Source organism: Vibrio ruber DSM 16370, assembly GCF_900163965.1.
In the GTDB taxonomy this organism is placed as follows: Bacteria; Pseudomonadota; Gammaproteobacteria; order Enterobacterales; family Vibrionaceae; genus Vibrio; species Vibrio ruber.
The window spans coordinates 56,245-78,625 of record NZ_FULE01000005.1; the positions used below are offsets into that span (position 1 = coordinate 56,245).

Genomic DNA, 22,381 nt, shown 5'->3' on the forward strand with positions numbered 1-22,381 from the left:
AATCTCAGGAACGAGAGAGCATTAGCTCTAAGCGAGCTCCCACACGTTGAGCTTGGTCAGCGATACCGCCCACCCACTCTAGAATTTTGTATAAGAACATCATGTCAATCGGATTATATTTTGACTCGATAGCCATCAACTGTTGGCGCAGGTGAATTTGCATCGTGTCGGTATCATCCTCAATGGCGTCTAGTTGGTTGATCATTTCCGCAACCAGAGTGACTTCCCGGCCCTTAAATCCGGTTTCAAGCAATTCATCCAGTTCTCCGATGACTTTCTGGGCTTGTGTCGCTGCATCAAGACAACGTTTCACATAGGCGATGAAATCTTGTTGAAGTGGTTCTGGTATCATCAGCTCTCGACCATAAACCCGGCCTGAGATATCTTTCGCGAGATTCGCAAGCTTATCTTGTTGGGTCAGGAGTTCGAGCATATCGGTTCGATCAACAGGAAGGAACAATCCGCGTGGCAGTTTCAGGCGGATTTCACGTTTGAGCACGTCGGCTTCTTTTTCCAGATGAGAGATCTGAGCCCGAATTTCGGCTGCTTTTTCCCAGTCTTTCTGGAAAGTGACTTCAAAGAAGCTGATCAAGTAAGAACAGCATTCATTGACACAGACAACGTGTTTCTGCAAAGGCTTTATCGGGGACTTTGCAAATAACCCCATAATTGTATTCACTGGCATGTGACTCAATCCAAAAATATAACCTTAAAAGAACATACAACATTATGATGAAATGTCGAACATTGGCTATAAAGGCGCGCATGGTAACTCATTCGACGGTGCTTTAAAACCATTTTAGCGCATCAATGATATGTTATTTCTCACTTGCTCCTGTCCGAAATAGGCAATATCCTGTCGCTATCTGCCACGAAAGGTATTGTTATGGAAACTGAGATAGAACTGAAGTTTTTCGTTTCTCCTGAATATTCAGATGTTTTGCGTCGTAAGATTGCCCAGACTAAAATTTTACAGCACCGTTGCCGGGAATTAGAGAATACATATTTTGACACGCCGGATAACTGGCTGCGTCAACATGACATTGGTCTGCGTATCCGGTGCAGCGATGGGGTGTATGTACAAACGGTGAAAACCTCAGGGCGGGTTGTTGCTGGTCTTCATCAACGACCGGAATATAATGCTGAACATGACAGTAATACACCTTCTCTTTCTCTTCATCCTCAAGAAATCTGGCCCGAAGGCCGCAGTCCCGAGCAACTCGAAGCAGAGCTTCACCCTCTTTTTTCAACGGATTTCACGCGTGAGCAGTGGCTTGTCGGTATGCCTGACGGCAGTCAGATTGAAGTTGCATTCGATCAGGGAAAAGTACAGGCCGGTGAATTGGAAGATCCGATTTGTGAAGTTGAACTGGAACTGAAATCGGGTCAGACCGATGCTTTATTTTCTTTGGCAAGAACCCTGAGTGATGAAGGCGGTGTTCGCCTTGGCAATTTAAGTAAAGCGGCCAGAGGTTATCGACTGGTTTTCGGATATATGGGCGATGAACCCAAGCCTCTGGCTTTAGTTGAAACGACAGCCAGTGACACGGTTGAATCTTGTTTTATCCATTCATTGGAACATGCATTAGAACATTGGCATTACCATGAGCAGATTTATGTCGAGAAGGCCACGATCGAAGCTTTGCACGAGATTCGTCATGCGATCTGTTTTATTCGTCAGACGCTCGCCGTATACAGTGATATTGTCCCTCGACGTGCCAGTGCCATTCTGCGTCAGGAACTCAAATGGCTGGAAGAGGAACTGTCTTGGTTGAAAACCTCCAATTATCTGGATTATCTCTGTGAAGACAAAGGCCATATTCTACGCAAGCTCGATGCCCGGAAGTTTTTATTAGCAGAGCTGCGGACCCTACAGGACGCCTTACCTTCAACGCAAGATATGCTGAAGCTATTTTATGGCTCCCGCTATGTCGGTTTGATATTGGATTTGAGTCGTTGGATTTTGACCAAAGGCTGGCAGCCTTTTTTGAATGACAAAGCACGAGAGATGATGGCGGAATCGATTGAGCCATTTTCCGCAGAGCAGCTGGAACGAACCTGGAATGAGTTATTGGCTGCCTTCCCGGCGGATAAGTCGTTCTCCAGACAGGATTATCTGATTCAACGGTATTGTCTGATGAGGAATTTATACACCGGGATTGGGTTTGCCAGTCTTTATGATGAAAACGAGCGCCAGTCATTTCGGTTGCCGTGGGCAGATTTGTTGCAAGGGATTGATGATCTTTTAACCCTCGAACCGTTGGAGAAGCAGATTGATAAGCTTGAAGGCGAACAGCAAGAGCAATTAAAACGCTGGTTAATTCGGCAGGAAAACTCGATTCTTCATGCTATGGAGCAAACCCGGAGCATTAGTATGAGTGTGACGCCATATTGGAAACACGCATGATCTGAGGAACATTGAATCGCTGCGTCGGGTTGGTGCAGTCGATATCCTTATTTCTGGTCTTTTGTCATATTTAACAGTAAGAAAAGACTACAGAACAGCTCCGATGAGTCGATATAATCGTTATCATCTGGGCTTCAAATCACTTTATCAGTGTGGATGTCTGAAAATATAAGGGGATCTACGCTGTTCTTGATGACCTTCATAATGTTTGCAGATGAATTTTGATATGCTCTTTCTATTGTTATGGCAATCATAAAAATAAGACTAGTGATCGAACGGGAATGATTGAATTTAAAAAATTAGGAATATTAGGACTTAGTGGAGACGGATCATGACAAAACTGGCTTTTAAGCCTTGGGAACGAGTAATTACGGATATTCGTCTTGTTCCCAAGATGGTGATGCTGATGGTATTCAGTACGATATTAATCGTTGCAAAACAGCTCTGGGATGCCAGTGTGTTTTACTCCGCGTTGTTGGATGCCACCAATAATGTTCAGATTGCACAACACCATTATGAAGCCTATATCACACAGGTTGTCTGGCAGACTTTACTCTTGATTGTTGTGTTCATCGTCCTATTGCTGTTTGCTGCGCGAGTGATGTTAAGGCAAACGCAGTATATCAGTGATGCGATTAAGGTCATGGCAAACCGGGATTTATCCGAACCGGTCATGATGGAATGTAAAGATGAATATGGTGATGTTGCCAGAGAACTTGAGAAAACCCGCCGTCAATTGCAGGACATGATCAAACTTCAAATCAGCAGTTCTCAAGAGTTATCCGGACTGACTGAAGTAATGACACTCAGTATGTCGGAAACGAAAGAGTCGGCACAAGAAGAGTTTAATGAAATTGATCAGTTAGCGACTGCAATGAGTGAAATGTCTTCTACTGTTCATACCGTTGCTGATCACGCACAAAGTGCCTCTTCATTGACTGAACAGGCTTCTTCCCGTGCGAAAACCGGGCAGGAGTTTGTTCAGAGTACGGTTCTGAAAATGCGAGATCTCTCCTCTGATATTTCTGAATCAGCCCAAGCCGTCAATCAGGTTGAGGAACGGGTTGTTGCTATCAGTAGTGTGGTCGGCACAATCCAGAGTATTTCTGAACAGACGAATTTATTGGCACTGAATGCTGCGATTGAAGCCGCTCGTGCCGGTGAAGCCGGCCGGGGCTTTGCTGTGGTTGCCGATGAAGTCCGTAATCTTGCTCAGAGAACCCAGCAGGCCACGGTTGAGATTCAGGAAATGATTTCTCAGCTGCAAAGTAGTGCTAACTCCGCGGTAGGGTTGATGGAAAAAAGTGTCGTTGAAGCTGCCGACGGGGTGGACTTGGTCACCAATGCGGGCAGTGAACTGGACGGTATCGTTGAACAGATTCAGCAAATTAATGATATGAATTTCCAAATCGCCAGTGCTGCCGGTCAGCAGAGTGGTGTTGCCGAGGAAATGAACCAGAACCTGACGAATGTGCGTGAGCTGGTAGAAGCATCAGTCACTGTGGTCAGTGAGTTACTGGAAACATCAGAAATCATGCAGAGTAATGCTGAGGAACTGGATCAGAAGATTACTTCATTCAAAGTATGATCCGGTTTTGAAATTGTAAGCGCTCACTTAGGGGCTTGTGAACTCTCGTGGTCTAATCACGTTGGCGCATTCCTTCAAGTGGGCGTTTTTTTAATCATGTTTCTCAAGTTGCTATGACTCATCACCGTTGTGTGGGGCACCGATAATAAGAGGCTGCAAATGCAATTACCATCCGAACTCCAGACATTATCCGATTTAAATTATCAGCGATTGACGGAAAAACATCCGGTCATCTTATCTTGGTCTGCATCTTTAACTGAACAATTGAAATATGTGTTGGGGTTGAGTGATTTTCTTTATGAAGCGTTGATGCGTGATGCGCAGTTGTGTGAGATCTTTCCGTCAATGATTGCGAGTCAATCCCGGGCTGATGATTACCGGCAGCAGTTACAAAAGCAATTGGTTACAGAGCCGGATGAAGCAACGGGAGAGCATATTCTGCGTACGGTGAGAAACCGGGAAATGTTTTATATTGCCTGGCGTGATTTTCTGGCGGACTGGCCACTTGAAGAAAGTTTGCATCATCTCTCAGAATTGGCGGAAGCATTGATTTTTGAAACATATCAATGGCAATACGCGCTTTGCTGCAAGCTGTGGGGAACACCGGTCAACCAAGCCGGTGAAACCCAGCCCATGTTAATTATCGGGATGGGAAAGCTGGGCGGCGGAGAACTGAATTTTTCATCCGATATCGATTTGATTTTTGCCTACCCGGATAATGGTGAAACGCAAGGGGTGCGCAAAAGTATTGCGAATGCGCAATTTTTTACGCGACTGGGGCAAAGAATCATCAAGAGCCTGGATCAGCAGACAGCCGACGGTTTTTGCTATCGTGTCGATATGCGTCTCAGACCTTTTGGCGATAGCGGCCCGCTGGTGATGAGTTTTGCGGCATTAGAAGACTATTATCAGGAACAGGGAAGAGACTGGGAACGTTATGCGATGGTCAAAGCACGCGTGATGGGGCGCGAAATGTATGCGTGCTATCAGGAGCTGAGACAGATGCTGCGTCCTTTCGTGTTTCGTCGTTATATTGATTTCAGTGCGATTCAGTCGCTGCGCCGGATGAAATCAATGATTCAAAGTGAAGTTCGCCGTCGGGGATTGGTGAATAATATTAAACTCGGTGCCGGTGGGATTCGGGAAATTGAGTTTATTGTCCAGTCATTTCAATTGATTCGGGGAGGACGGGAGCCGAGTTTAAGAAAACGTGGTTTATTAGAAACGCTGCATGCGATTCAGACGTTAGGACTGCTCGGTGAGCATGATGTGACTTCGCTACAACAGGCATATTTATTTTTAAGACGTGTGGAAAACCTGCTGCAAGCCTTGGCGGACAAGCAGACCCAAACCTTACCCGATGATTCGTGTTCTCAGCAGCAACTGGTGACAGCTTTAGGGATGGATTGTTGGGAGACACTCCTTCAGGAGATTCAGGTCCATATGGCTCGGGTGCATCAAATTTTCAGAGATTTGATCGGTGATGAAGACGATAGCGAAGAGGCTCCGGTTGAGTCGGTGTATCAGGAGCTTTGGGATATGGCTCAGAAACCGGAAGTAGTCGCCGATATTCTCCAACAAGATCTCGCTTTAGCACCGGAAAGCAAAGTGGCGGATGTGTTGCTGCAATTTAAAACCGAACTGGCTAAAAAAACCTTGGGACCTCGTGGTCGGGACGTATTGAACCATTTAATGCCGAAAGTGTTTCAGGGCGTTTTCCGACACCCCGATGCGCAGTTCGGTTTCCCCCGGGTTTTGCATCTGTTGCAACGTATTGCAACCCGAACCACCTATCTGGAACTGCTCGATGAGCACCCCGCGGCACTGATGCAGTTAACCCGCTTATGCACGGCGAGCCCGATGATTTCTGAGCAGTTGGCTCGTTATCCCATTTTGCTCGACGAATTACTCGATCCGCATCAGCTTTATCATCCGATTCCGCTTGATCAATACCGTGTGGAGTTACGAGATTTCCTAGCCCGTATTCCTCAGGATGATATGGAACAGCAAATGGAAGGTTTGCGGCAGTTTAAACAGATCTGTCTGCTGCGCATTGCAGCAGCAGACATTGCAGAAGTGCTCCCTGTCATGAAAGTGAGTGATCACCTCACTTATTTGGCTGAGGCGATCGTTGAAGTGGTTGTTCATCAGGCGTGGGAGCAGTTAAAAGAGAAGTATGGAGAGCCGACACATTTGAATCAGCGTGTCGGCAAAGGATTTGCGGTGATCGGTTACGGTAAAGTCGGCGGCTGGGAACTGGGCTATAACTCTGATCTGGATTTGGTTTTCCTGCACGACTGTCCGGCCAATATTAATACCAATGGCAACAAAGAAATTGACGGACGACAATTCTACCTGCGTCTGGCACAACGCATCATTCATATTTTTTCGGTGCGGACGGCTTCCGGTATTTTATATGATGTTGATATGCGCCTCAGACCCTCAGGCGCTTCGGGTTTATTAGTCGCACCGGTCAGTGCTTTTGCTGAATATCAGCATCAGGAGGCATGGACATGGGAGCATCAGGCACTCGTCCGTGCACGAATGATTTATGGCGATGAATTACTGGCAGACGCATTTATGCAAACGCGTCATCAGATATTAAGCCGGGTCAGAGATGCATCCGTTCTGAAACAAGAAGTGATTGAAATGCGGGAAAAAATGCGTCAGCACCTTGCAGAGAAAAAGCCGGGTCGCTTTATGCTTAAACAAGATCGTGGCGGCATCACGGATATTGAATTTTTGGCGCAGTATCTGGTGCTTTGCTATAGCAGCCAGTATCCGGATCTGACGCGATGGTCGGATAATGTCAGAATTTTTGAGTCATTGTTGAGTGTCGGCATGATGTCACAAGAACAGGTGCAGGATTTGATCGAGGCTTATACCGCCATGAGAGATCAAATCCACCATCGTAATCTGCTGAATCTGGATGCGGACGTGAGTCAGGATAAATTCTTAGCAGAGCGTGAGGTTGTGATTCAGGCTTGGCAACAGTGGCTGGGATAATATCTCGGAGAGTGGTTATTCAGCCTGTGATTCGGCTGTGATAAACTCTGGGCAAATCGAAAAACTGGAGATTTCTAATGAAGCCAATTCTACCTGACTATGATCAAGCAGGTGTTTTAATTGTTGGTGATGTCATGCTGGATCGCTACTGGTATGGCCCGACCGGGCGTATTTCACCGGAAGCCCCGGTTCCTGTTGTGAAAGTTGAACATAATGAGGAACGTCCGGGCGGAGCAGCAAACGTTGCTATGAATATTGCATCGCTTGGCGGACAGGCGCATATCGTCGGGTTAACCGGACAAGACGAGCCTGCCGCGGTTTTGGAAGAAAAGCTGACTTCATTAAATGTTCATTGTCACTTTGTGGCCTTGCCTTCTTATCCGACGATTACCAAGCTACGTGTTTTAAGTCGCGGCCAACAACTAATCCGTCTTGATTTTGAAGATAAATTCGAGAATACCGATCCCGAGCTGGTATTGTCCCGCATGGAAAGTGCGCTCCCTCAGGTTCGCTCCGTCATTCTGTCTGATTATGCGAAAGGGGCACTCGAGCATGTACAGCAGTTTATTCAGAAAGCCAAACAGTTCGGTGTGCCGGTCTTCATTGATCCGAAAGGGGCTGATTTCGAACGCTATCGGGGCGCGACGCTGTTAACACCGAATATGGCTGAGTTTGAAATGGTGGTCGGCAAGGTTCATTCAGAAGATGAGTTGGTCGCCAAAGGGTTCGCATTAATTGATAAATATGAACTCGATGCATTGCTCGTGACACGAAGTGAACATGGCATGACCTTGTTGCGCCGCGACCATGAACCTTTCCACTTACCGACGCTGGCTAAAGAAGTTTATGATGTGACGGGGGCCGGTGATACCGTGATTTCCGTTCTGGCAGCTTCTGTTGCCGCAGGGAAACCGTTGGATGAAGCTTGTGCGCTGGCAAATGCCGCTGCCGGTATTGTCGTCGGCAAGGTCGGCACGTCAACGGTCTCGACGATTGAGTTGGCCGAAGCGATTCATGGTAGTCAGGATACCGATTTCGGTGTTATCGGTGAGAAAGCACTGATTGAAGCTGTCAGAAAAGCGCAGGCCCACGGAGAGAAAGTCGTGATGACCAATGGCTGTTTCGATATTCTTCATGCCGGGCACGTCTCTTATCTCAACCATGCCGCTCAATTGGGCGATCGCTTGATTGTCGCTGTAAATACTGATGAATCGGTGAAGCGTCTGAAAGGCCCGGGTCGTCCGGTAAATCCGACTGATCGGCGGATGGCGGTACTGGCTGGTTTAGGCGCAGTCGATTGGGTTGTTCCATTCAGCGAAGATACACCACAGCGTCTGATTGCGACCGTATTACCGGATCTGCTGGTTAAAGGTGGCGATTATCGTCCCGAAGAGATCGCGGGGGGGCAGGAAGTCATTGCCGCCGGCGGAGAAGTTCGGGTGCTTAACTTTGAAGATGGCTGCTCAACTTCTGAAATCATTGAAGCGATCAAAGGTGGCCGTGGTTAAATACTTTTATCAATTGTCGCTCAAATAAATAAAGCCAGCATTTTGCTGGCTTTATTGTCAATGTAACTGGCAGTCTGATGTGTAGGTGACTATTTCAGGCCAGCGTTGATATCAAGAATATCTTGTTCGTTTAACGTGCCGACAGCCTGTTTTAATTGAAGTACATTCAGAATGTAGTCATAACGTGCATCTGACAAATTTCTGTTTGCATCATAGAGGCGACGGGTGGAATCCAATACATCCACAATGGTGCGGGTTCCGACATCAAAACCGGCTTCAGTCGCTTGCAGTGCCGATTTGGCGGATACGACTGCTTGTTGGTAAGCCCGGATCGCTTCGATAGAAGCATTGATATTGTTATTGTATGCACGAACGTTTTTGACGACACTGCGGTAGCTTGCTTCGAGATCCTGACTGGCTTGTGTTAAACCATATTCAGCCCGTTTGGTTTCAGCGGTGATTTTTCCACCGGTATAAAGTGGTACCGAGAGGTTGACACCGACACTGACATTATTAATAGGATCGAAGGCGTTATAGTTCGCATTTGACTGTTCATATTCATGTTTAGTGCTGTAACCCGCATCCAGACTTAGATTGGGCAAATGTCCTGAGCTGGCTAAAGCAATTTTTTCCCGGGCGATATCTTGGGAGATTCTGGCCGTCAAAAGCGATAAATTCTTCTTCTGAGCTTCATTTACCAGTTCAGTCATCGAGCTGCCCATTTTACTGGCCGAGAAACGATTGGTATCTAATGGACTGAGGTGATCGTGTTCCTGACCGGTAATTTCACGAATCGCTTCGTAGCTGTTAGTCAGACTATTTTCCGCTAAAACTTCATCAGCCAGAACACTATCATATTGTGCCTGAGCATCGTGGACATCAGTAATCGCAGATAAACCGACTTCAAATCGTTGTTTCGTCTGTTCCAGTTGACGCGCAACTGCATTCTTTTCAGCACGTACAAAAGCAAGGTTATCTTTGGCTCTCAGTACTTCAAAGTAAGCTTGAGCAACCCGTAAAATGAGGTTTTGCTGCGTTTGTGCATATTGAGAATCAACCTGGCGCGCTGATTTTTCAGCGATACCTAAGTTCAGCCAACTGTTTCTGTCATAAAGCGTCTGAGATAAAGTCACACCCGCTGACCATTGCTTACTATCTGCAATATCTTTATTACTGCTGATGACGTTATAACCTGTTGACAGGTTAATCTGTGGTAATAGTTCTCCCCGGGTTGACTTTATTGCTTCATAGGCTGAGTCACGTTGTGCCGCAGCACTAAGCAACTGGGGATCATTTTGTTTGGCTTGGTCATAGATTTCCGCAAGGGTATCTGCCCAAACGATAGGGGACAGACTTCCCAGAGTGATACTGACGCATAGTGGGAGCAGTTTTTTCATTCTTCCTATTCCTGCAATATTGTCATGAGAGATTGCGCTCGCTAGTTTAACTTAAATTTACTAAGAAGTGCTCAGGCAGTTTGTCATTTTTCTGGTTAATTATCCATCTGTATAGTAAACAAATTACTTAATTTAACTATTTTAGTAATTTTTATATAAAAAATTGAGCTGAATCCTTGGTACGTAAACTCTTACATGGTTAAATTTAAATATTCAAATGGAGAATAGAAAGAATGCGATCATCACAAAAAGAGCCGACCCGGTTTTCTGCTCAAGATTTGCAGGTTGTCAAAAAAGAGACACTTTTTAACGGCTTCTTCAAAATGGTAAAGTATTATTTCAAATATAAGCAGTTTGAAGGTGGCTGGAGTCGGGTTGTTGAGCGGGAGATGTTTGTGCGCGGCCGTGCTGCTGCGGTGCTTCCTTATGATCCGGTGCTTGATCAGGTCGTCTTAATTGAGCAAATCCGTGTTGGCGCACTTGAAAACCAGCACCCATGGCAGTTTGAAGTGGTGGCCGGGATTGTCGAAGAGGGCGAATCCTCGGAAGATGTCGTGCGTCGTGAAGCTGTCGAAGAAGCGGGACTCATCGTTGAACGGATTACGCCGGTAACGTCGTACTATCCTTCATCTGGCGGATGCAATGAAATGATTGATGTCTATGTCGGTGAAGTGGATGCTTCGAAAGCGCATGGGATTCATGGGCTGGATGGGGAAGATGAGGATATTCGTGTCCACGTGTTAAGCCGGGAAATGGCTTATGACTGGGTGAAAACGGGTAAGATTGAAAACGGTGCCTCCATTATTGCGCTGCAATGGTTGGCGTTAAACTGGGAAGAACTGAAGACACAATGGCAGAAGTAGCAATGAAAAAGCCGTATCATGTCGATTTACCGGAGCTGATGCGGGTTTATGAAACCAACTATGCAAAACTGAATGCGTTGTTGCCGTCGTTGCACAGCGCTGAAGATGTGCGTTGTTACCAAGCCTTGCGTATGAATTATCAACTCGAAGTTATAGAAGTAACCAAGTATACGACATTGGTTAAGATCTGTCAGAGTGATGATGTAGCAGTATTTCCGCTGCCGACTATGTCCGTCAGGTTATATCATGATGCGCGTGTTGCCGAGGTGTGCAGCGCCGAACAGATACACCGGTTAAAGCCTCGTTATGACTATCCGAACGATAGCATGGTACAAAAAGATGAAAAAGCTCAGACGAACCGTTTTTTAGGGGATTGGCTGACCTTTTGTTTAAAGCATGGTATTACTCGCGCACCGATTAATATCCGAGATCGATCATCTTCATAAGGTTAAGTAGATTTGGACGTATCGTTTCATACCGAACATCTTGAGAGTATTAAACTGCTTCAGGTGACCGATACTCATTTATTTGCTTCTGATGAGGGCAGTTTGCTCAGTGTCAATACGGCAAATAGTTTTAAGGCGGTCGTACAGGAGGTTATCTCCAGGAATGTCGATTATCAGCTCATTTTGGCGACCGGAGATATTTCTCAGGATCATTCTGAAGCGTCTTATCAGTTGTTTGTAGACAGCATTGCGCCTTTGCTGAAGCCTTGCTTATGTCTGCCGGGCAATCATGATGAGCAGAATGCGATGAAAACCATTCTGGCGAGTGCTCAAATCATCCAGCCGAGGCATGTGACAGTGGGGGCTCACTGGCAGATGATTCTGCTCGATTCACAAGTCTCCGGTGTGCCTTATGGTTATATCAGTCCGGAACAATTGCAGCAGATGGATGATATTTTACGTAAGAGTCAGGCAAAACATACGCTGATCTTACTTCATCATCATCCGCTGTTAGTTGGCAGTCGCTGGTTGGATCAACATACGTTAAAAAACAGCGATGCGTTCTGGGAAGTGCTGTTGAAATACCCGCACGTTAAAGGCGTGCTCTGTGGTCATGTTCATCAAGTGATGGAACGTGATTATCATGGGATTCAGGTGATGTCTACGCCTTCGACTTGTGTGCAGTTTAAGCCGCGTTCTGATGAATTTGCACTGGACTTGGTTTCTCCCGGTTGGCGTGAGCTGACGCTTCATCCCGGAGGGGAATTGACGACACACGTTGGTCGTTTGAAGCAAGGTCTTTTCTTACCTGATTTCTCCGCGAACGGCTACTGATAACAGTGAATTGGCCTGTATAGGCAGCAGATGAGGCAAGCAATGCGTAAACCTTCTTTATTGATCTATATTCACGGCTTTAACAGTTCTCCGTTATCGCATAAAGCGATGATTATGCAGCAATACTGTCGTGATTATCGCCCGGATATGCGGGTGATTGTCCCTCAGCTTCCCAGTTTTCCTGAAGCTGCCGCTCAGATGCTCTCCGGTTTGATTCGCGAGAAACAGCAGGAATATCGCATCGGTCTGATAGGCAGTTCGCTCGGAGGATATCTATCGATCTGGCTGAATGCCCAGTTTGATCTCAAAGCGGTTGTTGTTAACCCGGCTGTACGTCCTTACGAATTGTTACAAGACTACCTTGGTGAACAAGTTAATCCGTATACTCATGAAACGTATACTCTGAAGGCTTGCCATATTGAGGAACTCAAAGCGCTGGATGTTAAGGCTTTAGCTCACCCGGAACAGTTCTGGCTGTTGCAACAAATGGGCGATGAAGTGCTTGATTACCGTCAGGCCGTTGAAAAATTCCGCGATGCGCGGCAAACCGTAGAACAAGGGGGGGATCATAGTTTTATTGGCTTTGAACGCTACGCAGCGGCTATCCTTGAATTTCTGGAACTTTGACATGCATTGAGAAAAGTGTCAGAAACTCATGCTGATGCCTGACAGAAGCTTGACAGGAAGCCTTCTCTTCCAGACTATACCTCAAACGTCGATGGAAACGCGGAGGATTGAAGTCTCCATCGTTTCCCACGTATGATGAGTGCCATACAAATAAACTTTTTCAGTGACAACTGTAAATATTCTCGAAATGTTTACAGATTGAGCGCAAAGTTAGAATCATTGATTGATATAAGCATCCCTAAATATGACTGAACAATATAATGCTGGTGCCATTGAAGTATTAAATGGCTTAGAGCCAGTGCGTCGCAGACCTGGGATGTATACCGATACCGCACGTCCGAACCATTTGGGTCAGGAGGTCATTGATAATAGTGTTGATGAAGCGTTAGCCGGTTATGCATCGAAGGTACAGGTTATTCTTCATTCTGACCAATCTCTGGAAGTGATTGACAACGGGCGAGGTATGCCGGTTGATATCCACCCGGAAGAGAAAGTCTCTGGCGTTGAGCTGATTATGTGTAAGCTTCATGCCGGAGGTAAATTTTCCAATAAGAATTATCAGTTCTCCGGTGGTTTGCACGGGGTGGGTATTTCAGTAGTTAATGCCTTGTCCAAACGGGTTGAAGTTACGGTTCGGCGTGATGGACAGGTTTATGAGATAGCGTTTGAACATGGTGATAAGGTCTCCGATCTGACGGTGACCGGTACCTGTGGGCGTAGAAATACCGGAACCAGTGTGCATTTCTGGCCGGATAGCAGCTACTTTGATTCAGGTAATTTTTCGGTTTCCCGACTGATCAATAACCTGCGTGCCAAAGCTGTATTATGCCCCGGGCTTGAAATCACCTTTGAAGATAAAGTCAATGGCAATGACCATCGTTGGTTCTACGAAGATGGTTTGAAAGACTATCTCGCTGAAGGGGTCAAAGGCTATACGCTCTTGCCCGAAGAACCGTTTACCGGTGAATTCAAAGCGGAAATCGAAGCGGCGAACTGGGCTGTCATCTGGCAACCTGAAGGCGGTGATATGATCACCGAAAGCTACGTCAACTTGATTCCGACCCCATTAGGCGGGACGCATGTCAACGGATTGCGTCAGGGGTTACTCGATGCGATGCGTGAGTTTTGCGAGTTCAGAAACTTGTTACCGCGAGGCGTCAAGCTCACGGGTGAAGACGTATTTGATCGTTGTTCTTATGTCTTGTCCGTCAAGATGCAGGATCCGCAGTTTGCCGGCCAAACCAAAGAGCGGTTGTCATCCCGTCAGACTGCGGCATTTGTTTCCGGTGTCGTCAAAGATGCTTTCAGTCTGTGGCTGAATGAAAAACCACAATTAGCGGAGCAATTGGCGGAAGTCTGTATTGCGAATGCCCATCGGCGGATGAGAGCCAGTAAAAAGGTTGTCCGTAAAAAAGTGGCTTCAGGGCCGGCACTGCCGGGCAAACTGACCGATTGTACCGTTCAGGATTTGAGCCGTACCGAACTATTTCTGGTGGAAGGGGATTCCGCCGGCGGGAGTGCTAAGCAAGCCAGAGATCGTGAGTTTCAGGCGGTGATGCCACTGCGGGGTAAAATTTTGAACACATGGGAAGTTTCAGCCGATCAGGTGTTAGCTTCACAAGAGGTTCATGATATCTCAGTCGCTTTGGGGATCGACCCCGACAACGATGATCTGGATAATCTGCGTTACGGTAAAGTTTGTATTCTTGCGGATGCGGATTCGGATGGTCTGCATATCGCGACTTTGTTATGTGCGCTGTTTACTCGTCACTTTCCTGCATTGGTTCGGGCCGGACATGTCTATGTTGCCATGCCTCCCCTGTATCGGATTGACTGCGGTAAAGAGGTTTATTACGCACTGGATGATCAGGAAAAAGATGGCGTGCTGGAACGCCTGAGTCAGAAAAAAGCCAAAATCAACGTACAGCGTTTTAAAGGACTGGGTGAGATGAATCCACTTCAGTTACGTGAAACAACCATGGATCCGAATACACGTCGTCTTGTACAGCTCACGATTGATGATATTGAAGCAACCGATGAGATGATGGACATGCTGCTTGGTAAGAAACGAGCGGATGACAGACGCTCTTGGTTGCAACACTACGGTGATTTGGCAGAGGTATAAACATGGCAACAGAAATCACTTATGACGGAGTAGAACAGCTGCCGTTACGTAAATTTACGGAAGACGCATACCTGAACTACTCGATGTACGTCATTATGGACCGTGCGCTGCCTTACATTGGGGACGGTCTGAAACCGGTTCAGCGTCGCATTATTTTTGCGATGTCGGAACTTGGGTTATCTGCTTCAGCTAAATATAAAAAATCAGCACGAACCGTCGGGGATGTACTGGGTAAATATCATCCTCATGGTGACTCGGCTTGTTATGAAGCCATGGTTTTAATGGCACAGCCTTTCTCTTACCGCTATCCGCTGGTTGATGGTCAAGGAAACTGGGGGGCGCCGGATGATCCGAAATCTTTTGCAGCGATGCGTTATACCGAAGCCAAGCTGTCTCGTTTTTCGGAGGTTCTGCTTGGTGAGTTAGGACAGGGGACCGTGGAGTGGCAGCCGAACTTTGATGGCACCATGCGTGAACCACAAATGCTGCCCGCGCGTCTGCCGCATATCTTACTCAATGGTGTGACGGGGATTGCTGTCGGGATGGCGACCGATATTCCCCCGCATAATGTCCGGGAAATCGCGAATGCTACGATTCATCTCATCGATAAACCACAGGCTGGTTTAGATGAGATCATGGGATATGTTCAGGGACCGGACTACCCGACGGAAGCCGAGATTGTTTCCCCCCGTACCGATATTGAAAAAATCTACCGGACAGGACGTGGCAGTATCAAAATGCGTGCGCTTTGGCATAAAGAAGGCGGGGAAATTGTTATCACAGCTCTGCCTCATCAGGTTTCCGGCGCCAAGCTGCTGGAGCAAATTGCCAACCAGATGCGTGCGAAAAAGCTACCGATGGTCGAAGATCTGCGCGATGAGTCCGATCATGAGAATCCGACGCGGATCGTCATTGTACCGAGCAAGAAAAAAGTCGATTGTGATGTACTGATGAATCATCTGTTTGCCTCGACCGACTTAGAAAAAAGCTTCCGCGTCAACCTGAATATGATTGGTCTGGATAATCGTCCTCAGGTGAAAGGATTAGTGGAGATCTTGTCGGAATGGCTTGAATTTCGTCGCACGACGGTGAAGCGTCGTTTGCAGCACAGACTGGATAAGGTGCTGGCAAGACTACACATTCTCGAAGGTTTGCTGGTTGCCTATCTCAATCTTGATGAAGTCATTGAGATTATCCGCAACGAAGATGAACCGAAAGCCGTACTGATGGCGCGGTTTGGCATTACTGAAATTCAGGCGGATGCGATTCTGGATACGCGCTTGCGTCATTTAGCGAAGCTGGAAGAGTTCAAAATCCGAGCTGAGCAAGAAGAGCTGGAAAAAGAGCGGGATAAATTAGAGCAACTGCTTGGCTCAGAGCGTCGTTTGAACACGCTGCTGAAAAAAGAGCTTAAAGCTGATGCCGAGAAATATGGTGATGACCGTCGTTCTCCGTTGGTTGAAAGAGCTGAAGCCAAAGCACTTACGGAAAGAGAACTGGTGCCGAGTGAGCCGATTACGGTGATCTTATCGGATAAAGGCTGGATTCGCCATGCCAAAGGTCATGACATCGATTGTCAGGGGCTGAATTACAAATCGGGTGACCAATATCTGGCTCATGCGTGTGGGAAAAGTAATCAGCAGGCGGTTTTCTTCGGCAGTGATGGCCGCAGTTATTCACTTGAAGCGCACACCTTGCCTTCAGCCCGTTCTCAGGGCGAACCGATTACCGGGCGACTGAATGTAGCGGAAGGCACACAAATCCGTCAGGTGGTCATGGGCGATGAAGAGCAACTGTGGCTGGTCGGTTCGGATGCCGGATATGGATTCGTCTGTAAAGGCAGTGATTTTCTTTCCAAGAACCGCAGCGGGAAAGCATTGGTCAATTTGCCGGATAATGCTCTGATCATGACGCCTCAGCCGCTGAATAGTTTGGAATCCGATGAAATTATGGCGATCACCAATCAAGGGCGAATGCTGTTATTCCCGATTAAAGATCTGCCTCAACTCGGTAAAGGCAAAGGTAACAAGATCATTAATATTCCTTCGGCCAAAGCCAAAGAAAGAGAAGAGTTTGTCTCTCATCTGATGGTGTTGCCACAAGGTGCTGCGATCACAATTTATGCCGGCAAACGTAAGCTCGGACTGAAGCCTGATGATCTGGAAAACTTCCGGGGCGAACGAGGCCGCAGAGGTGCTCTGCTGCCGCGTGGTCTGCAACGGGTGACCCGGATTGATATTGAAGGCGTTGCCACAGAGGAAGATGTGCAATCCGGCAGTGATGATGTCTGATTGAACTGACATGTTTCACTGACAATGCAAAATGTACCATCGGGCGATTCAATCGCCCGATTTTTTATGTATCGATATTGATTAGCCTGCCGGGTGATGACGGCGAAAACGCAGTAAATAATCGAATGAAATTGTCCCGGCTCCCTTGTACATGATCCAAGCGCTCAGTGCTAACCATGTCGCATGTGTCGGATAAGCATCCGGGTAAACAAAAATCTGAATCACCAGTGTCATGCCAAAAATTCCCAGCGCAGCAAAGCGACTCATCAGGCCGGTGAGCAATAAAACAGAAAGCAGATGTTCGGCAATCGTAGCAAGGTAAGCGGCGAGCACATAAGAAATAATCGGGAGATTATATTCATATTCGAACAGCGCAAATGTGCTGTCTTTGATGGTCGGCCACTCCAGGTGAATTGAGCCGGAAATCAAATTGAAAGCAAATCCTTCGATTTTGGTTTGCCCGGACAGCCAGAAAATTGCAGCGAGGCCAAAGCGACTCAGCAGTAAAATAATCGATTCTGTCCACGGAGAGACGGAGATTTTCTTGAGTAATAGCAGTGACATAACCAGCTCCTATTGTGGCAAAATCGCTCGGATAATGGGTTTTTGTAAGAGGGTTGAAAATAACTCTGGAAAATGCTCAGGCGCGATGTTTTGGCTTGCTTGTTCCAGCGTGGCACCTTGCTGTAACCGCTGAAGTAAATGGTATTCATCCGCTGAAAGAGAGTAGAAGACACCATAATGCTCTCTCTTGGTCAGTAGTAGGTACTCACTTTTATCCCACTGAATATCCTGAATCATGAGTGTCGAATCGGGCTGGTGAGCCTGATAGATTTGCCCGACAGCACAAGATGGCTGCCATAACAGGCAGGATTCGGCGAGCTGCCAGACCGATTGTGTCGGATCGGCGCATTCTGCCAGATGCTGTTGAATGTCAGTCACGGAGAGCACCGGCATATCTGCTGCATGAGTCAATTGCAGTAACTGATATTCCAGTCGGGCTAATTCAGCAAAATAAGGCAGTGATGAGAGCTGTGGTATTGAGCCGGAAAATTCGGCAAAATCTGCACCGTATTCACTCAAAACAGGCGAAGTCGGCGGGTGACGCTGAATAAAATGTCTTGCCAGCATGGTGAAAAAATCCTCACCGACGACTTGTTTGCAGACCGGGTAGATTTCTGCCAGTGCTTCAGTCAGCGAGTGGTAGACATTGTTGCGGTAAACGGCAAAGCGAGCTTGTTTTTCTGCGGTTGATGCCGCGTCGATTTGGGGTAACACATCATCGCTTTGCATCAGGATCGACTGACTAATTGCTGTTGCATGATCTGCCCCTGACTCTGATTGAAAATGACGCTGAATACGAGTACGTATCTGATCGGCCATAGCGGCCTGCTGCTGTAGTTCGGCGAATTCCGGGAGCTGTCCGTCCCATTCAATCAACGTAGGCTTGTCTCCCCATTGCTGTAGGGTGTATTGATAGAGCTGCCAGACATCTTCAGTCACGGCTCGATCATGACTGTCGATTCTCAGTGGAATTGTTTCGTTGTGGTCAACTGCATAGCCAGCCAGATGAATTTGTCGCACAGCTTGGCCGGGAAATTGATCGATATATTGGTAAGGATCCTGCTGATGGTTAAAACAGGAGACGGCAACATTATTGACGTCAAGTAACAACTGGCATCCGGTACGCTCAATGATAGCTGTAATAAATTCCAGTTCAGTCATGGTGGTTGTTTTGAAACGCAGGTAAGTAGACGGATTCTCCAATAGCATGGGACGTTTCAGCAGTTCCTGAATCTGATCAATGTGGGCACAGACCTGCCGGAGCGTTTTTTCCGTGTATGGGAGCGGAAGCAGATCGTTGAAAAAGTGATTAAAATGACTCGACCAAGCCAAATGTTCTGAGAAAACCAGAGGTTCGATCCACTCAACCAGTTGGGCAACTTTTTTTAAATGTTCCCGGTTTAATGGTGACTCACCACCGATTGATAACCCAACACCATGCACGGTAATCGGGTAGTGCTCGCGGATTTTTTCCAGATAGTAACGACTAGGGCCGCCTGCGGAAAGATAGTTTTCGGCATGGATTTCAAAAAAACCGACAAGGGGTTTTTCTGCCACAATCGCCTGATAATGGCAGGGTTTTAAGCTCACCCCACTCAAGTGTGGAAAGCCCGAAGACGTTTGCACGTCTTCGGCGGATGGGGTTGGACGAAGTTCAATCATCGCGAATTCCCCGACTTAGAATGCTTTGAGCTGTCCATGACCCGTTGGTGAGGTTTCAGAGCTCATATCCATACAAGTCCCTTTCGGCACAAGCTTCCATGCATTTCCTTGATAGTCGGTTTTCGATGTTCCGGCGCAAGATGTTCCGGGACCTGCTTTACAATCATTTTGCCCGGCAAGTGCGACCCCGTAGCATTTTTCTTTACTGGCGGCTTGAGCCGGTAGTGTTGCTGCCGAGAGTGCAACTGCGGTTGTCAGAGCGAGAGCCAGAGATGTTTTTGATGTGTTCATCGTGTTTTCCTCACAAGTGTGTTGTCTGATTCCCTTATTCGACGGATGAACAGGGATGGGTATTACACTAAAAATGAAAAAAATTTATTATTCTTTATCTTTTAATTCTGTATACATGTAACTTTTTGATAATAAACGAATATCATCCATCTGTTTGCCAAAGCGACGGCAACTGCTGCACATGCCCGTATGGAGGCGTAGTGCTAATTTTTCTTTGGTGGTGAGTGTTCGTTCCATTCGCTCGGAAAGAAGGCGTGTCGCCTGTTTACAGTTCATCATCGTTCCTCCGACAGATACCAGTTATTTTCTAAACACTCCCTGAGTCTGAGACGAGCACGGTAGAGCGTGACATTGAGATGACTGACCGAGATGTCTTCATGGTGACAAATCTCGGGAGTTTCCAGCTCAAGAAACTCGCGCATCATGAATAATCGGCCATAGCGTTCCGGTAAGGCATTCAGGCAAGCATCGAATACGCGCCAAAAATGTTCATTTTCAATGCAACTATCAGGTTGTTGCCATTTCACCGGGCGTTCATGTTTATGCCAGTGGCCATGTTGATCAAACAGTTTTTCCATCAAGGCATCACCTTGAGTGCAATCTCCCTGTTCAAGCTGGCTGGCGACCGTGGTGCGCTTTTCTTTTCTCAGTAAATCGATCAACTTATTTTTAAGAATGGCAAAAATCCAAGTTTTCAGCGCGGCTTGCTGCTCAAACTTATCGATATGTTGATATGCGGCAATCATTGCTTCCTGGACTGCGTCCTCGGCCAGTTGCTCGTCTTGCACCTGTAACCGGGCAAATTTCAACATCTGCTGCCTTAACGGTTGGATAAACTGCTCATCGTCAAAGAGATGCTGTGAAAAAGTATTGGGTTGAATATCTGAATCGGCTAATGTCATTCAATATCTCGATAGAAAGGAACTCTGTTAGTTTAGACGAATCTTGAATCTATTCCTTACAGGGTATTTTTATTTTTATGAATCGGAGGGCTGCATTGGGTTTTGTTATGACGTTGCTGCTGTTGTGAATGACAAGGGACAACTGATGGGAGACTACCAAATTGGCTGGAACCGGATGTCTTAGCGATGTTCAATTGAAAGAGGAATATCGGTGAGGAGCGATATCCGCTCAATTTGAGCGGATATGCGGATTAATCGAGGTTGTCTTCTGACCAATCATCCGTATCGGATATATCGGTCGCGCTGGGGATGACATTTTCTTCATTCGCCCAACTGCCGAAGTCAATCATTTGGCATTGTTTACTACAAAACGGGCGGAAGGGACTCTGTTCTCCCCAGACAACATCGGTACCACATTGAGGGCATTGAACGGTAGTAATTTGTGGATTCGTCATAATTCTCTATATAGTTCGTTAACAACAAACCGCCAGCTCAAACTGAATATCGCTGGCGCTGGCTTGATTGGTTTCAAATTCAATAAATTTAATCGCAAAACGGTTTTTGTGTCCTGAGATCATCGGATAAACGCCATATTCCAGCGGAATCATCAGGCGAAGAATATTCGCATCTTCAGCATCACTCTGATAGAAGCCTGATTTTGCCGTATAAGCGCGGTACTGGCCTGTTTCCCGGGCAAGTTTAAGCCATAAACTCAGTGCTGATGACAAAGGTTTCAGGGTTTGGAGCCAAGTTAATGCATCCCGCTGTTTTTGTTCGGTCGGGGTATGCAGCCAGTAATGTAAGGCCGGTAGATCAAAACAGCATGAACCACCGGGAAGGTTAAATCGCTGGCGGACAGAGATCAGAAAACGATCTTCTTTGAGTGACACGCCAAAGCGTTCAGCATTCATCAGGTTTGAATGGACTTCATCGACTTCTTTCAGTAACGCCAATAAGGTATTTTGGTCGACACCGTCAACATTCAGCCAATTTCGATACATGATGCGCTGTTTTTCGATATCTTTTGCCAGTTCACTGCGCAGCTGGATCTGTTCAAAGATATCCAACAGATCAAACAATGCCCGGAAAAATAGCTGATATTGGTCACTGTCATCAAATTGAGATGCACGATGAAGTTGGGCCAGCAAGGCTTCGACTCTCAGATAAATTCGAGTCTTTTCATTCAGAGGATGTTCGAATTGATGAATCGTCATTTCGCTAGCCTTTATTTATATCCGTATCATTTTCACAAATTTCTGCCGCTCATGGCTAGGTACTTTTGATGTAATTCTGTGATTTGAGGCAGAAGTTGATGGTTTTCTGTACTATTGTGAATCACATCATCGGCTACGGCAAGACGTTCAGCCCTTGTTGCCTGAGCAGAAAGTATACTCTGGGCGTGCGGATAAGTGATTCCGTCACGAGCCATGGTGCGCTGGATCTGGATTGATTCATCCACATCAACGACTAATATTCGGTCAGCCATCGACTGGAGCTGATTTTCAACCAACAGAGGGATGACTAACAATGCATAGGGAGAAGTGGTATGAGTCAGTGCTGTTTGCATTTTTTGTCTGATCATCGGATGAAGGAGTTGGTTCAGCCATGATTTTTCATCCGCATCGGCAAAGATAATTTCTCTTAGGCGCGCACGGTTTAATGTGCCGTCATCGTTGAGTATATTGTGACCAAAATGTTCTGTAATGGCCGTCAGCCCTGTTGTGCCGATGGCAACCACTTCTCTGGCGATCACGTCGGCATCGACGATATCAATCGCAAAGTGTTGATGAAAGAGCTCGGCTACCGTTGTTTTCCCGCTCGATATGCCTCCTGTTAATCCGACAACGAATGTCATACTACGCTCCTAATA

Annotated in this window: 20 protein-coding genes; 10 read left to right on the top strand and 10 right to left on the bottom strand. The window is 46.8% G+C overall.

All coding sequences use genetic code 11. From position 1 onward, the window contains the following. Window positions 1–4: 4 nt before the first annotated feature. Window positions 5–685, bottom strand: a complete 681-nt coding sequence (locus VR7878_RS00980) for a TIGR00153 family protein (protein WP_077332567.1) — start codon at window positions 683–685, stop codon at window positions 5–7. Between the two features lie 201 nt (window positions 686–886). Here VR7878_RS00980 and VR7878_RS00985 point away from each other — a divergent pair, with 201 nt between their 5' ends. From VR7878_RS00985 to hldE, 4 genes are all read left to right on the top strand, one after another. After that, window positions 887–2,407, top strand: coding sequence for a CYTH and CHAD domain-containing protein (locus VR7878_RS00985; RefSeq protein ID WP_077332569.1), 1,521 nt, complete (start codon window positions 887–889; stop codon window positions 2,405–2,407). 331 nt (window positions 2,408–2,738) lie between these two features. Next, entirely contained in the window at window positions 2,739–3,995 is a 1,257-nt protein-coding gene (locus VR7878_RS00990; protein ID WP_077332571.1) for a methyl-accepting chemotaxis protein, read from the top strand. A gap of 159 nt (window positions 3,996–4,154) precedes the next feature. Continuing rightward, window positions 4,155–7,001: a bifunctional [glutamate--ammonia ligase]-adenylyl-L-tyrosine phosphorylase/[glutamate--ammonia-ligase] adenylyltransferase gene (glnE, locus tag VR7878_RS00995; protein WP_077332573.1), complete on the top strand. Its 2,847-nt coding sequence runs from the start codon at window positions 4,155–4,157 to the stop codon at window positions 6,999–7,001. Between the two features lie 77 nt (window positions 7,002–7,078). Next, on the top strand, window positions 7,079–8,509 hold the full coding sequence (hldE, locus tag VR7878_RS01000) for a bifunctional D-glycero-beta-D-manno-heptose-7-phosphate kinase/D-glycero-beta-D-manno-heptose 1-phosphate adenylyltransferase HldE (protein WP_077332575.1): 1,431 nt from the start codon (window positions 7,079–7,081) through the stop codon (window positions 8,507–8,509). An 89-nt stretch (window positions 8,510–8,598) separates the two neighbouring features. Here the strand turns inward: hldE and tolC are convergent, their stop codons facing one another. Next, on the bottom strand, window positions 8,599–9,906 hold the full coding sequence (tolC, locus tag VR7878_RS01005; protein WP_077332577.1) for an outer membrane channel protein TolC: 1,308 nt from the start codon (window positions 9,904–9,906) through the stop codon (window positions 8,599–8,601). Between the two features lie 233 nt (window positions 9,907–10,139). Between tolC and nudF the strand changes: the two genes are divergently transcribed. The 6 genes from nudF to parC all read left to right on the top strand — a co-directional run bounded on the left by nudF (window position 10,140) and on the right by parC (window position 17,092). Then, a complete protein-coding gene (gene nudF / locus VR7878_RS01010; protein WP_077332579.1) occupies window positions 10,140–10,769 on the top strand; it encodes an ADP-ribose diphosphatase in 630 nt (209 codons plus the stop codon). Further along, window positions 10,757–11,215 carry a DUF1249 family protein gene (locus VR7878_RS01015; RefSeq protein ID WP_077332581.1) on the top strand — a complete coding sequence of 153 codons (459 nt, stop codon included), beginning with the start codon at window positions 10,757–10,759 and terminating at the stop codon, window positions 11,213–11,215. Before nudF ends, VR7878_RS01015 begins: the two co-directional genes overlap by 13 nt. A gap of 12 nt (window positions 11,216–11,227) precedes the next feature. Beyond that, window positions 11,228–12,049, top strand: coding sequence for a 3',5'-cyclic-AMP phosphodiesterase (gene cpdA, locus VR7878_RS01020; RefSeq protein ID WP_077332583.1), 822 nt, complete (start codon window positions 11,228–11,230; stop codon window positions 12,047–12,049). Window positions 12,050–12,091: 42 nt separating this feature from the next. Next, complete coding sequence (gene yqiA / locus VR7878_RS01025; RefSeq protein ID WP_077332585.1) at window positions 12,092–12,676, top strand: esterase YqiA; 585 nt, start codon at window positions 12,092–12,094, stop codon at window positions 12,674–12,676. Between the two features lie 244 nt (window positions 12,677–12,920). Next, the gene (gene parE, locus VR7878_RS01030) at window positions 12,921–14,801 is read left to right on the top strand and encodes a DNA topoisomerase IV subunit B (protein ID WP_077332587.1); all 1,881 of its coding nucleotides are present in this window, start codon (window positions 12,921–12,923) and stop codon (window positions 14,799–14,801) included. A 2-nt stretch (window positions 14,802–14,803) separates the two neighbouring features. Next, the gene (gene parC, locus VR7878_RS01035; protein WP_077332589.1) at window positions 14,804–17,092 is read left to right on the top strand and encodes a DNA topoisomerase IV subunit A; all 2,289 of its coding nucleotides are present in this window, start codon (window positions 14,804–14,806) and stop codon (window positions 17,090–17,092) included. An 81-nt stretch (window positions 17,093–17,173) separates the two neighbouring features. Here parC and VR7878_RS01040 read toward each other — a convergent pair whose 3' ends face one another. The 8 genes from VR7878_RS01040 to coaE form a co-directional block, all read right to left on the bottom strand. Next, window positions 17,174–17,656 carry a DoxX family protein gene (locus VR7878_RS01040; RefSeq protein WP_077332591.1) on the bottom strand — a complete coding sequence of 161 codons (483 nt, stop codon included), beginning with the start codon at window positions 17,654–17,656 and terminating at the stop codon, window positions 17,174–17,176. A 9-nt stretch (window positions 17,657–17,665) separates the two neighbouring features. Then, window positions 17,666–19,318, bottom strand: coding sequence for an MNIO family bufferin maturase (gene bufB / locus VR7878_RS01045; RefSeq protein WP_077332593.1), 1,653 nt, complete (start codon window positions 19,316–19,318; stop codon window positions 17,666–17,668). A gap of 15 nt (window positions 19,319–19,333) precedes the next feature. Beyond that, window positions 19,334–19,609, bottom strand: a complete 276-nt coding sequence (locus tag VR7878_RS01050; protein ID WP_038178203.1) for a BufA1 family periplasmic bufferin-type metallophore — start codon at window positions 19,607–19,609, stop codon at window positions 19,334–19,336. Window positions 19,610–19,696: 87 nt separating this feature from the next. After that, the gene (locus VR7878_RS01055; RefSeq protein ID WP_077332595.1) at window positions 19,697–19,888 is read right to left on the bottom strand and encodes a zf-HC2 domain-containing protein; all 192 of its coding nucleotides are present in this window, start codon (window positions 19,886–19,888) and stop codon (window positions 19,697–19,699) included. Then, window positions 19,885–20,511 carry an RNA polymerase factor sigma-70 gene (locus VR7878_RS01060; RefSeq protein ID WP_077332597.1) on the bottom strand — a complete coding sequence of 209 codons (627 nt, stop codon included), beginning with the start codon at window positions 20,509–20,511 and terminating at the stop codon, window positions 19,885–19,887. Before VR7878_RS01060 ends, VR7878_RS01055 begins: the two co-directional genes overlap by 4 nt. 251 nt (window positions 20,512–20,762) lie before the next feature. Next, complete coding sequence (yacG, locus tag VR7878_RS01065) at window positions 20,763–20,966, bottom strand: DNA gyrase inhibitor YacG (protein WP_077332599.1); 204 nt, start codon at window positions 20,964–20,966, stop codon at window positions 20,763–20,765. 18 nt (window positions 20,967–20,984) lie between these two features. Next, the gene (gene zapD, locus VR7878_RS01070) at window positions 20,985–21,725 is read right to left on the bottom strand and encodes a cell division protein ZapD (protein WP_077332601.1); all 741 of its coding nucleotides are present in this window, start codon (window positions 21,723–21,725) and stop codon (window positions 20,985–20,987) included. Window positions 21,726–21,757: 32 nt separating this feature from the next. Next, window positions 21,758–22,366, bottom strand: a complete 609-nt coding sequence (coaE, locus tag VR7878_RS01075) for a dephospho-CoA kinase (protein ID WP_077332603.1) — start codon at window positions 22,364–22,366, stop codon at window positions 21,758–21,760. Window positions 22,367–22,381: the final 15 nt, after the last annotated feature.